The 10,917-nt window shown below is 69.9% G+C and carries 12 protein-coding genes; 10 read left to right on the forward strand and 2 right to left on the reverse strand.

All coding sequences use genetic code 11. The features are described 5' to 3' along the window. Positions 1 to 150 (forward strand): transposase (locus MKL11_RS05745; RefSeq protein WP_243941159.1); only part of this gene is annotated, 150 nt, incomplete at its 5' end. Here the strand turns inward: MKL11_RS05745 and MKL11_RS05750 are convergent. Continuing rightward, the gene (locus tag MKL11_RS05750) at positions 93 to 284 is read right to left on the reverse strand and encodes a hypothetical protein (protein WP_279600302.1); all 192 of its coding nucleotides are present in this window, start codon (positions 282 to 284) and stop codon (positions 93 to 95) included. The genes MKL11_RS05745 and MKL11_RS05750 overlap by 58 nt on opposite strands. 377 nt (positions 285 to 661) lie before the next feature. Between MKL11_RS05750 and MKL11_RS05755 the strand changes: the two genes are divergently transcribed. After that, positions 662 to 1,210, forward strand: coding sequence for a GAF domain-containing protein (locus MKL11_RS05755; protein ID WP_243941142.1), 549 nt, complete (start codon positions 662 to 664; stop codon positions 1,208 to 1,210). A gap of 20 nt (positions 1,211 to 1,230) precedes the next feature. Here the strand turns inward: MKL11_RS05755 and MKL11_RS05760 are convergent, their stop codons facing one another. Continuing rightward, the gene (locus tag MKL11_RS05760) at positions 1,231 to 2,091 is read right to left on the reverse strand and encodes a serine protease (RefSeq protein ID WP_409565817.1); all 861 of its coding nucleotides are present in this window, start codon (positions 2,089 to 2,091) and stop codon (positions 1,231 to 1,233) included. 382 nt (positions 2,092 to 2,473) lie between these two features. On the opposite strand from MKL11_RS05760, the gene MKL11_RS05765 reads away from it, so the two are divergent. From MKL11_RS05765 to MKL11_RS05800, 8 genes are all read left to right on the forward strand, one after another. Further along, positions 2,474 to 4,357: a methanol/ethanol family PQQ-dependent dehydrogenase gene (locus MKL11_RS05765; protein ID WP_243941145.1), complete on the forward strand. Its 1,884-nt coding sequence runs from the start codon at positions 2,474 to 2,476 to the stop codon at positions 4,355 to 4,357. A 156-nt stretch (positions 4,358 to 4,513) separates the two neighbouring features. Next, positions 4,514 to 5,422, forward strand: coding sequence for a methanol oxidation system protein MoxJ (moxJ, locus tag MKL11_RS05770; RefSeq protein WP_243941147.1), 909 nt, complete (start codon positions 4,514 to 4,516; stop codon positions 5,420 to 5,422). 89 nt (positions 5,423 to 5,511) lie between these two features. Beyond that, positions 5,512 to 6,078: a cytochrome c(L), periplasmic gene (gene moxG, locus MKL11_RS05775; RefSeq protein ID WP_243941161.1), complete on the forward strand. Its 567-nt coding sequence runs from the start codon at positions 5,512 to 5,514 to the stop codon at positions 6,076 to 6,078. 86 nt (positions 6,079 to 6,164) lie between these two features. Beyond that, on the forward strand, positions 6,165 to 6,461 hold the full coding sequence (locus tag MKL11_RS05780) for a methanol dehydrogenase [cytochrome c] subunit (RefSeq protein WP_243941149.1): 297 nt from the start codon (positions 6,165 to 6,167) through the stop codon (positions 6,459 to 6,461). A 270-nt stretch (positions 6,462 to 6,731) separates the two neighbouring features. Beyond that, positions 6,732 to 7,763: an AAA family ATPase gene (locus MKL11_RS05785; protein ID WP_243941151.1), complete on the forward strand. Its 1,032-nt coding sequence runs from the start codon at positions 6,732 to 6,734 to the stop codon at positions 7,761 to 7,763. Continuing rightward, on the forward strand, positions 7,760 to 8,617 hold the full coding sequence (locus MKL11_RS05790) for a DUF58 domain-containing protein (protein ID WP_243941153.1): 858 nt from the start codon (positions 7,760 to 7,762) through the stop codon (positions 8,615 to 8,617). The genes MKL11_RS05785 and MKL11_RS05790 overlap by 4 nt, the downstream gene beginning before the upstream one ends. Before the next feature lie 148 nt (positions 8,618 to 8,765). Beyond that, positions 8,766 to 9,653 carry a nonribosomal peptide synthetase MxaA gene (locus MKL11_RS05795; protein ID WP_243941155.1) on the forward strand — a complete coding sequence of 296 codons (888 nt, stop codon included), beginning with the start codon at positions 8,766 to 8,768 and terminating at the stop codon, positions 9,651 to 9,653. 3 nt (positions 9,654 to 9,656) lie between these two features. Next, positions 9,657 to 10,706 carry a vWA domain-containing protein gene (locus tag MKL11_RS05800; RefSeq protein ID WP_243941158.1) on the forward strand — a complete coding sequence of 350 codons (1,050 nt, stop codon included), beginning with the start codon at positions 9,657 to 9,659 and terminating at the stop codon, positions 10,704 to 10,706. Positions 10,707 to 10,917 lie beyond the last annotated feature (211 nt).

A 10,917-nucleotide genomic window follows, 5' to 3' on the forward strand; every position in this document is an offset into this window, starting at 1 on the left:
CGTGGATTTGTCCTGCTGCCGCGGCGCTGGGTGGTGGAGCGCTCCTTCGCCTGGGCGACGCGCTGTCGGGGTCTGGCCAAAAACTATGAGCGTTATGCCAGCACGCTCGCTTGTTTTCTCCTGATCGCTTTCGTCTGCCCCCCGAAGTAGGCGCCGGTCCAGGTGAACACCGGCACCGGGGTGAACAACGGCGGCGGCGCGGCGCGGCGCGGCAGGGCGGCGGCGGCAGCCGCGCCGGTCAGGAGGGCCGTGGCGGCGCTCGCGAGAAGAAGCTTCTTGATCATCTGGTCCTCAATCTCCCGTTGATCGGGATGTGCCGGGGGACAGGACGTCAGGAGCGGCCGGCGCGATAGTGCAATGGTGCAACAGCGCCCGCGAAGGCTCCCGGCCGGTGGCGGAAAAGGTGCGCTGGAACACATCGCGGGCCTGCGACGACTGAGCGATACGCATTATTCGGCCAGAACTGCCGCCGGATAGAAATATGGTTCGTCAATACCGACGTCCTCGGGATGTTAACCTGCGTGTAACAATCGCAGCTCGGCGCGAGAGCGCTGCCGCCGGTTTCGCTCTCGCTTGTAGATTGCGCTTGCTGCAGCCCGTCGGACGGGCCCTGGTAGAATGCGGCGTGGACGATCCGGGCCGTCTCCCTTATCTTCAGCCCATGTCAGAAGCCCATTTCCCGCCCGATCACGGGTTGGTGCGGGCCACCGACCGGTTAGCGGTCGCCCGTTCCCTGGCGGACATCGTGTCCATCCTGCGTGAGACCGCGCGAGATATCGTCGGCTCGGACGGGATCGCCGTGGTCCTGCGCGAGGGCGAGTCCTGTTTCTATGCCGCCGAGGACGCGATCGAGCCGCTCTGGCGGGGGCGCCGGTTTCCCCTCGCGGCCTGCATCTCCGGATGGGTGATGCTCAACGACGAGACCGCCATCGTCCCGGATATCGAACTCGACCCTCGGGTGCCGATCGCGGCCTACCGCACCACGTCGATGCGCAGCCTGGTGATGGTGCCGATCGGGTCGCCAGAGCCGATCGCCGCCCTGGGCGCCTATTGGTGCACGTCGGTGATCCCCGACGACGGGACGGTTTGCCGGCTGGAGACCCTGGCCCAGCGGGCCGCGACCGCGTTGGCGGAACTGCGCAGGTCCGTGCGGGCGGAGCGCCCCGGTGCGGGCCCCTCGCCCGATCGCGCCGCCGGGCAGCCGGGATAGGGTTCGGCCCGGCGACGGCCTCACTCGCGCCCACCCGCATCCGCCCGGCGGCGGAGGGCCGACAGGAGGCCGCCTTCGAAGAGCAGGGCGGACCCGTAGTGGAAGTCGATATCAAAACCGCTGCGCGAGTTCATCGCCAGGGACGCGCTTTGCAGGGCGATGAGCCGGCCGGCCTCGTCGAACAGGCCTGAGCCCGAGCCGCCGTAGCCGTCGTTGCAATCGTGGCGCGCCCGGCGGATCGCATCCTCGCTCGGCGGATCGATCCGCCGGATGGCGCAGCGCTCGAGGCTGCTGGGCCCGCGATAATTGCCGTGGCCTGCCGGGGACACCATGGTCACCGGCAGGGCGACGTCCCCGATCGGCAGGTCGGGCGGCTCCGGCAGGGGCTGCGGGACGGCGTCGGCCGGGTGGTCGAGGCGCAGGATCGCCCAGTCGTCGGTGATGTGCAGGCTGTCGGCGCCGGGGGCGGTGCCGAGCACCAGGCTGCCGGGATCGAAATCGTAGTTGCGACCGCCGATCTGGAAGTAGCAATCACCCACCGGGCGCGTGACCGCGAGGCGGCGGTCGCGGAAATTGTGCGCGTTCAGCACCACGGTCGAGGGATCGGCGATCAGCCAGGCCGCCGCGGCCTTCTGCGGCACCCCGTCCGGGCTGCGGCACCACAGGATGCCGGCCCCCCGATAACGCTCGAAATCGGCCCCGGTCAGGTCGCGGCGCCTGTCATGCGGGTAGAGCGCCGCGAACCGGCCGGTCGTGTCGGCTCGGTCCCCCGACCGATCCCCCGCCTGGGCCGCACCGGCGAGCACCAGCAGGGCCGCGAGCAGCCGGATCCGGTACCGGCCCGGCGCCGGTCGGATAGCTTCATCGGGGGTGGCCGGCATTTCGGCGGCGAAGATCGCTCCGGACCGTATCGAGCCCATTCATCGGCCCCGAAGACTGGAGGCCGAGAACGGACCCGGCCGGGAACACAGTTGTGGGCGGGCCCCGGGGGGCGGTCAAGGCGGCCGAGCGTATTGCGGATCTCCCGGGCGGCATTGCCAAATCATCCCGCCAACAAATGTCAGCTTGCCTGAAGACATCGTCGGGCATTGGCGCATAAAACTGAAAGGTGCCAAGAGCTTAATAAGCAGATCATAAAGGTCGAATGTCTCTAAGTCTCAAATAAAGCTGACTCTCGAAGCGATCGGCCGCGATCGATCTTGCACTGCAACAATCAATAGCCGCGCAGCCGAAGGGCGAGGCGGCCTGGCGAGGAGATGCATCATGAGAAGGCTAGCGGGTTCAGTCTCGGCCCTGGCGATTCTGGCCCTTGCGCCGCTCGGCCTTGCGGGCGGGGCTTTCGCCAACGACAAGCTTATCGAGCAGTCGAAAAGCGGCGACAACTGGGTCATGCCCGGTAAGAACTACGATTCCGACAATTACAGCGACCTGACGCAGATCAACAAGACCAACGTCAAGCAGCTGAAGCCGGCCTGGACCTTCTCGACCGGCCTGCTCAACGGTCACGAAGGCGCACCTCTGGTCGTCGACGGGAAGATGTACGTCCACACCTCATTCCCGAACAACACCTTCGCGCTCGACCTCGACGATCCGGGCAGGATCCTGTGGCAGGACAAGCCCAAGCAGAACCCGGCCGCCCGTTCGGTCGCCTGCTGCGATCTCGTCAACCGCGGGCTGGCCTACTGGCCGGGCGACGGCAAGACCCCGGCGCTGATCCTCAAGACCCTGCTCGACGGCAACGTCGTGGCGCTCAACGCGCAGACCGGCGAGACGGTCTGGAAGGTCGAGAATTCCGACATCAAGGTCGGCTCGACGCTGACCATCGCCCCCTACGTGGTGAAGGACAAGGTGATCATCGGCTCCTCGGGCGCCGAGCTCGGCGTGCGCGGCTACCTCACCGCCTACGACGTGAAGACCGGCGCGCAGGTCTGGCGTGCCTACGCCACCGGCCCGGACGAGGACCTGCTGCTCGCCAAGGACTTCAACATCAAGAACGCCCATTACGGCCAGAAGGGCCTCGGCACCTCCACCTGGGAGGGCGACGCCTGGAAGATCGGCGGCGGCACCAACTGGGGCTGGTACGCCTACGATCCGGGCACGAACCTGATCTATTTCGGCACCGGCAACCCGGCGCCGTGGAACGAGACGATGCGTCCGGGCGACAACAAGTGGACGATGACGATCTTCGGCCGCGACGTCGATACTGGTGAGGCCAAGTTCGGCTACCAGAAGACACCCCACGACGAGTGGGATTATGCCGGCGTCAACGTGATGATGCTGTCCGAGCAGAAGGACAAGGACGGGAAGCTGAGGAAGCTCCTCACCCATCCCGACCGCAACGGCATCGTCTACACCCTCGACCGCACGGACGGCTCGCTGGTCTCGGCCAACAAGATCGACGACACGGTCAACGTGTTCAAGTCGGTGGACCTGAAGTCCGGCACCCCGGTCCGCGATCCGGAATACGGCACCCGGATGGATCACCTCGCCAAGGACATCTGTCCCTCGGCGATGGGCTACCACAACCAGGGGCACGATTCCTACGATCCGAAGCGCCAAGCCTTCTACATGGGCATCAACCACATCTGCATGGATTGGGAGCCGTTCATGCTGCCCTACCGGGCGGGCCAGTTCTTCGTCGGCGCGACGCTGAACATGTATCCGGGCCCGAAGGGTGACCGGCAGAACTACGAGGGGCTCGGCCAGATCAAGAGCTACAACGCCATCACCGGCAAGTTCAACTGGGAGAAGATGGAGCGCTTCGCTGTCTGGGGCGGCACCACCGCCACAGCCGGCAACATCGTCCTGTACGGAACGCTGGACGGCTTCATCAAGGCGCGCGACTCCGACAACGGCGACCTCCTCTGGAAGTTCAAGCTGCCCTCCGGGGCGATCGGCTACCCGATCACCTACACCCACAAGGGCACTCAGTACGTCGCCATCTACTACGGCGTCGGCGGCTGGCCGGGCGTGGGCCTGGTGTTCGACCTGCAGGATCCGACCGCCGGCCTCGGCGCGGTCGGCGCCTTCAAGAAGCTCGCCAATTACACCCAGATGGGCGGCGGCGTGGTCGTGTTCTCGCTGGACGGCAAGGGCCCGTACGACGACCCGAATGTCGGCGAGTACGCGCAAGCCGCGGCCAAGTGATCGGCCAAGTGATCGGCCAAGTGATCGGCACGTGACCCGCGCTTCATAGCGCGACAGCTCCGCCGCCTCGTCCGGGCGGCGGAGCCCCGGTTCGCTGGCTCTGCCCGCCCGGCGCGCGGGCCGCCTCCCGACAAGAATCATTGAGGGAACGAAACCATGCCGCTCCTCGGCGGACTCCTTCGCGCGGCGACCTGCGCCGCGGCCCTGCTCGCCCTCGCGATCCCGGCCGAAAACGCTTGGGCCCAGGAATCGGAGGCCCAGGCCATCCAGTCCGAGCCCAGCAAGGCCGCGGCCGCGCCCAAACCCGACCCGTCGACCTTGCGGATCTGCGCCTCCGAGAAGCAGCCGCCGCTGTCCATGCGGGACGGGTCCGGGCTGGAGAACCGGGTCGCCGCCGCGGTCGCCGAGGCGATGGGCCGGAAGCCCGTCTTCGTCTGGCTCGCCAAGCCGGCGATCTACCTGGTGCGCGACGGGCTGGAGAAGCGGACCTGCGACGTGGTCGTCGGCCTCGACAGCGACGACCCGCGGGTGCTGACCACCAAGCCCTATTACCGCAGCGGCTACGTCTTCATCACCCGCGCCGACAAGGACCTCGACGTGACGTCGTGGTCGGACCCGCGCCTCAAGACCGTCGACCACATGGTCGTGCCCCTTGGCTCCCCAGGCGAGGCGATGCTCAAGGATATCGGCCGCTACGAGGAGGACATGGCCTACCTCTACGCGCTGGTCGGCTTCCGGGCGCCGCGCAACCAGTACACGCAGATCGATCCGGCCCGGATCGTCAGCGAGGTCGCCAACGACAAGGCGGAGGTGGGCGTCGCGTTCGCGCCCGACGTGGCCCGCTACGTCAAGGACTCGACCGTGCCGCTGCGCATGACCCTCGTGCCGAACGACACGGTGAGCAGCGACGGCCGCACGATGCCGCAGAGCTTCGACCAGTCCATGGGCGTGCGCCGGGACGACACGGCGCTGCGCGACGCCCTCGACGCCGCCATCGCCAAGGCCAAGCCGCAGATCGACGCGATCCTGAAGCAGGACGGCGTCCCGGTCGTGGCGACCAACTGACCCGCGCCGCGCGGCCGGCGAGCGAGGGCCGCGCGATCCAGTCCCCGTGAAGCGAATGTGAGATGACGAAGAAGACGCGTATCCGGTTGATGCTTCTCGCCGGCGCCGCCTCGGCGCTCTGTGCGGCCTCCGTGATGGCCCAGCCGCAATCCGGGCCGCAGACCGGCCTGACCTTCCGCAACACCATCACCGGGGAGCCGCTGGACCTCGGCGAGGGCAAGCCCGGCGGGCGCGACACCCAGGCGGTCCAGACCTTCTTCCAGAGCGGCAAGAACCTCTACATCGACGACAAGGCGTGCCTGCGCAACGGCGAGAGCCTGTACCTGACCTCCTGCTCCGGCTGCCACGGGCACCTGGCCGAGGGCAAGGTCGGGCCCGGCCTTAACGACAATTACTGGACCTATCCGGCCAACACCGAAGATACCGGCCTGTTCGCGACGATCTGGGGCGGGGCCAACGGCATGATGGGCCCGCACAACGAAGACCTGAACCCCGACGAGGCGCTGCAGGTCATCGCCTGGATCCGGCATCTCTATACCGGCCCGGTCAAGGATGCCGCTTGGCTGAACGACGACCAGAAGAAACACTACACGCCTTTCAAGGAAGGCGAGACCTTCGCCAAGGACGCGCCCGGCCAGTGCAAGCCGCTGGAGTGAGCGTCCGCGCGAAGCAGCGCCCGGCCGAGCCGGCGCCAAAGACCGGCCCGTCGGGCCGCCCTGGGAGCGAACGCAAGGAGTCGACGATGCGCAACAGAATCCTAATCACCGCCGCGATGATGGCCGCGGGGGCGCTCTGCGCCCTGCCGGCCCTGGCCTATGACGGGCAGACCTGCAAGGCGCCGGGCAATTGCTGGGAGCCCAAGCCCGGCTTCCCCGACAAGGTCGCGGGCACGAAGTACGACCCGAAGCACGACCCCAAGGAGGTCGGCAAGCAGGCGGAATCCATCAAGCAGATGGAGGAGCGCAACCGCAAGCGCATCGAGAACGCCAAGAAGACCGGCAAGTTCGAATACGACGTCAGCAAGATCTCGGCGAACTGAGTCGCGGAGATCCAAATCTATCCCTCATCCTGAGGTGCCCAGCGATCGAAGATCGCTGGGCCTCGAAGGAGAGCTCCAGAGATCGCAACGGCTTCTGGAGGGCTCCTTCGAGGCTTCCGCTTCGCGGAAGCACCTCAGGAGAGGTCGAGGGTGGGAAGACAGACGTCGACAGGCTTCCGTCTTCGATGTCGCCGGCGCGCTGCCGAGCCGGTCGCGCGCCTCGGTCCGGTCTCTTCCTGAGTCCGGTCGCCTTGTCCCGGAACCAGCGCGATGAACACGCTCCATCCCGGCGACGCCAAGCTCACCGATTGGCGGGCCTCGGCCGCACGCTTCGAGGCGGAGGTCGCCAAGGCGGTGGTTGGCCAGGCGCGGGTCATCCGCCGCGTCACCACGGCGATCTTCGCCCGCGGCCATGTCATGCTGGAGGGCGATGTCGGCGTCGGCAAGACCACGCTGCTGCGTGCGGTAGCCCGGGCCCTGGGGGGCGCCTACGAGCGCGTCGAGGGCACGGTCGACATGATGCCGACCGACCTGATCTACCACACCTACCTCGCCGAGGACGGCCGCCCCCGGGTCGAGCCGGGGCCGGTCCTGCGCTGGGCCGAGGATCTGGCGGTGTTCTTCTTCAACGAGATCAACCGGGCTCGGCCGCAGGTCCATGCGCTGCTGCTGCGGATCATGGCCGAGCGCAGCGTCACGGCCTTCGCCCGGGAGTACCGGTTTCCCAACCTTCAGGTCTTCGCCGACCGCAACCGGGTCGAGCGCGAGGAGACCTTCGAGCTGCCGGCCGCCGCCCGGGACCGCTTCCTGATGGAGATCGGGATGGACGCGCCACGCGATCCGGAGGCCCGGCGTGCGCTGGTGTTCGATCCGCGCTTCCACGACACCGACCGGCTGATCGCGGAGGTGGCCGAGGGGGTGCTCGACCAGGCCCGGCTCGGCGCCATCGCGGCCTCGATCCAGGTGGCGATCCAGGCGTCGCCGGAGATCGAGACCTATGTGGTCGGGCTCTGGGATGCCCTGGTGCGTCCGGCCGAGGCCGGGATCCGGCTCTCCGGGATCGATATGGCGACGCTGGTCCAGGGCGGCGCCTCGCCGCGCGGCCTCGCCTTCCTGGTCCGGGCCGCCCGTGTGCGGGCGTGGCTGGAGGGGCGGGACTGGCTGGTGCCGGAGGATGTCCGCGCGGTCTTCCCCGAGGTGATGGCGCACCGCATCTTCCTGGAGCCGGTCCACGAGATGCACCGCGGCGCGATCGTCCCGGACCTGTGCCGGGCGGTGTTCGAGACGGTGCCGGCCCCATGACTGGGACGCCCTCGGCCGAGATCGTCTACCTGCCGCGCTGGCGGCCGCGGGGGCGCCGGATCGGGGCGCATCGCGGCCAGGAGGCCGGCGGGCTCGGCACCTTTCGCGATCAGGTCCCGTTCCTGACCCTGCCCGATGCTCGCCGGATCGACCTGCGGGCGAGCCTGCGCGACCCGTTCGAGGGCGTGCATGTCCGGCGCTTCGAGATGCGCAACGCCGTCGAGGTCTGGGCGCTGATCGACCTCTCGGCCTCGATGCGCTTCCGGGGTGCCGGCGACCGCCTGCGTCTCGCCGCCGACCTCTGCGCCGGGCTCGCCGGCTCGGCGACCCGGATCGGCGACGGGTTCGGGGTGATCGGCTGCGACCGCACGGTCGGGGCGGATCTCTACCTGCCGGCCACCCGCCGGCGCGGTCCGGCCCTCGCCATGGCCGAGCGGATCGCTGCGGCGCGCTGCGAGGCGACCGGCGCCGAGGGGCTGCTGGAGGCCGCCCGCCTGCTGTTCGGCCGGCCGCGGCTGGTCTTCCTGGTCTCGGATTTCCGCTGGCCGCAGCCCCTGATCGCGCAGGTCTTCGCGGCGCTGGCGCTGCACGACACGGTCCCGGTGCTCCTCGCCGACAGCGCCGAGGATGCTGGCCTGCCGGATTGGGGCCTCGTCGAGCTCGACGACCTCGAAGGCGCGGGCCGCCGCCTCGTCTTCCTGCGCCCGGCCCTGAAGCGGCGCTGGATCGCCCGCGAGCAGGCCCGGCGCGAGGCCCTGCGCAGCCTCGCCGCCGCGTCCTCGGCGCGGGCGCCGTTTCACCTGGTCGACCGCTTCGACGCCCAGGCGCTCACCCGCCACCTGCTGGCGACCTGAGATGACAGGGGTTCGCAGCGCAAGTCCTGGTTTCAAAAGGTCCGAGACCTTTTGCGGGTGCAGGGCAGAGCCCTGCTGTCGGGCGCGGCCCGAGGCATCAGGGCTCCGCCCCGATACCCCGCCGAAGGGCTTCGCCCTTCGGAAACCCGTGATTTCGGCCTGCTGCGCGCTGCTGCTGCAGGCAGGCGCCGCCGCGGCGCAGGTGCGCGCCGTCGAGGTGCGGGTGCCCCGCGCCTTCGGGTACTTCCTGGGCGACCTGGTACGGGCCCAGGTCGACATCGCGGTCGATCCCGGCTTCAGCCTGCAGCGCGCCTCCCTGCCGGCGCCCGGGCCGCTGACCTACTGGCTGGACCTGCGGGATATCGCCGTCGAGGAGAGCCCCGGCCGGGTCCGGCTGCACCTCACCTACCAGACCTTCTACGCGGCGCTCGATGCCCGCCAGGTCGCGATCCCGGGCTTTTCCGTGTCGCTGGAGAGCGCGGCAGCCGGTGGCACCACTTCGGCCAGGGCCGAGATTCCCGGCTGGTCGCTCGGCGTCTCGCCCCTGCGGGAGGTCCAGCCGGAGAAGCACGACGACCCGGCCGAGTATCTGCGGCCGGACGGGCGCGTCCCCCGGCTCGACCCGCTGCCGGACCTGCGGGCCGCCCTCGTCGCGCTCGGGGCCGCCGTGCTGGCGCTCGCCGCCCTGGGCACCGATCGCGGCTGGTTCGCGAGGCCCGGACGCCCCTTCGCCAAGGCCGCCCGCGCGGTGCGTCGCTTGGGCCGCGAGGGCGAGGGCGGCTATCGCGAGGCCCTGCGCCTGATCCATCGCGGCCTCGACGCGACCGACGGCCGCCGGGTGCTGGCCGACGACCTCCCGGCCTTCCTCGACCGGCATCCGGCCTTCCGCCGGGAGGGCCCGGCCCTGGCCCGGTTCTTCGAGGCCTCGCGCCGGGCCTTCTTCGGCCGCGAGGTCGAGGCCGCTCGGGCGAGCCTGCCCTGGCCCGAGGTCGAGGCCGGCCTGCGCCGGCTCGCCGCCGTCGAGCGGGAGGCCTGAGCGATGACGGTCGGATCGCTCGGGTTCGCCTCGCCGGCCTGGCTGTGGCTGCTGCCGCTCGCACTGCTGCCGCTCGTCGCCTCCGGGCGCCGGCGGGTCGCGGTCCCGGCGGTCGCCGCGGCTCCGGCCGATGCGCCCTCCCGCTGGATCGCCCGGCTGCTGCGGGGCGCGGGCGTGCTCGCCGTCAGTGGCCTGGTGGTGGCGCTCGCCGGCCCCTACGGCGCCGGCGCGCCCGTGATCCGCATCGGCATCGGCGCCCAGATCTCGATGCTGATCGACCGGTCCGGCAGCATGAACGAGACCTTCGCGGGCCGGCAGCCCTCGGGGGCGGAGGAATCGAAGGCCGCCGCCTCCCGCCGCCTGCTGGCGGATTTCGTCGGCGCCCGGGCGCACGACCTGTTCGCGGTCACGGCCTTCTCCACCGCGCCGATGCTGGTGATGCCGATGACCGACCGGCACGCGGCCGTGCGCGCCGCCATCGCAGCGATCGACCGGCCCGGCCTCGACTACACCAACGTCGCCCGCGGCCTCGCGATGGCGCTGTCGCAATTCGCCCCCGAGCGCAGCGGCTCCCGCGTGCTGCTGTTCATCTCGGACGGGGCCGCGGTGATCGACCCGCGGGTGCAGGATGCCCTGCGCGCCGCCTTCACCAAGCTGCACCCGAACCTCTACTGGCTGTTCCTGCGCACCAAAGGCTCGCCCTCGATCCACGACTGGCCGGCCGGGGAGGACACCCCCCAGGCCGCACCCGAGCGGCATCTCGACCTGTTCTTCAGGAGCCTCGGCGTGCCCTACCGGGTCTTCGAGGCCGAGGGCGCGCCGGCGGTCGCCGACGCCATCGCGCAGATCGCCGCCCAGGAGCACAACCCGATCCCCTATGCCGAGCCGCGCCCGCGCCGCGACCTGGCCGGGTTCGCCTACGCGCTCGCGGGGCTCGGGCTTTTTTTGCTCGTCCTGGCGGCCCTGGCCGAGGCGGATTGTTTTGCACGGAGCGCCCAACCGCGCGTGTCGCGGGAGCAGCGGACCGATCCGGATTTCAAGAGGGCGGCATGATGAGGCGGTCCGGTATCCTCCTGGGCCTGCGCCGCGCCGCCGCACACGCGCGCGTCACCCTTCCCCCTCTGCGGGGGAGGGTGGCCCCCGAAGGGGGTCGGGAGAGGGGAGCGCGGGATCCGGATAGGGCGTGCCGGGCGACACATCCGGCACCGTCGCGCTACCCCTCTCCCCCCCTGCTGCGCAGGGTACCCTCCCCCGCAGGGGGGGG

The organism is Methylobacterium sp. J-077 (assembly GCF_022829365.1).
GTDB lineage: Bacteria > Pseudomonadota > Alphaproteobacteria > Rhizobiales > Beijerinckiaceae > Methylobacterium.

Coding starts and splice junctions, on each gene's coding strand:
- MKL11_RS05755 (WP_243941142.1), top strand. CDS start 662: ATGTCAGAAGCCCATTTCCCGCCCGATCACGGGTTGGTGCGGGCCACC.
- moxG (WP_243941161.1), top strand. CDS start 5,512: ATGCTTCTCGCCGGCGCCGCCTCGGCGCTCTGTGCGGCCTCCGTGATG.
- MKL11_RS05785 (WP_243941151.1), top strand. CDS start 6,732: ATGAACACGCTCCATCCCGGCGACGCCAAGCTCACCGATTGGCGGGCC.
- MKL11_RS05765 (WP_243941145.1), top strand. CDS start 2,474: ATGAGAAGGCTAGCGGGTTCAGTCTCGGCCCTGGCGATTCTGGCCCTT.
- moxJ (WP_243941147.1), top strand. CDS start 4,514: ATGCCGCTCCTCGGCGGACTCCTTCGCGCGGCGACCTGCGCCGCGGCC.
- MKL11_RS05790 (WP_243941153.1), top strand. CDS start 7,760: ATGACTGGGACGCCCTCGGCCGAGATCGTCTACCTGCCGCGCTGGCGG.
- MKL11_RS05750 (WP_279600302.1), bottom strand. CDS start 284: ATGATCAAGAAGCTTCTTCTCGCGAGCGCCGCCACGGCCCTCCTGACC.
- MKL11_RS05780 (WP_243941149.1), top strand. CDS start 6,165: ATGCGCAACAGAATCCTAATCACCGCCGCGATGATGGCCGCGGGGGCG.
- MKL11_RS05760 (WP_409565817.1), bottom strand. CDS start 2,091: ATGCCGGCCACCCCCGATGAAGCTATCCGACCGGCGCCGGGCCGGTAC.
- MKL11_RS05800 (WP_243941158.1), top strand. CDS start 9,657: ATGACGGTCGGATCGCTCGGGTTCGCCTCGCCGGCCTGGCTGTGGCTG.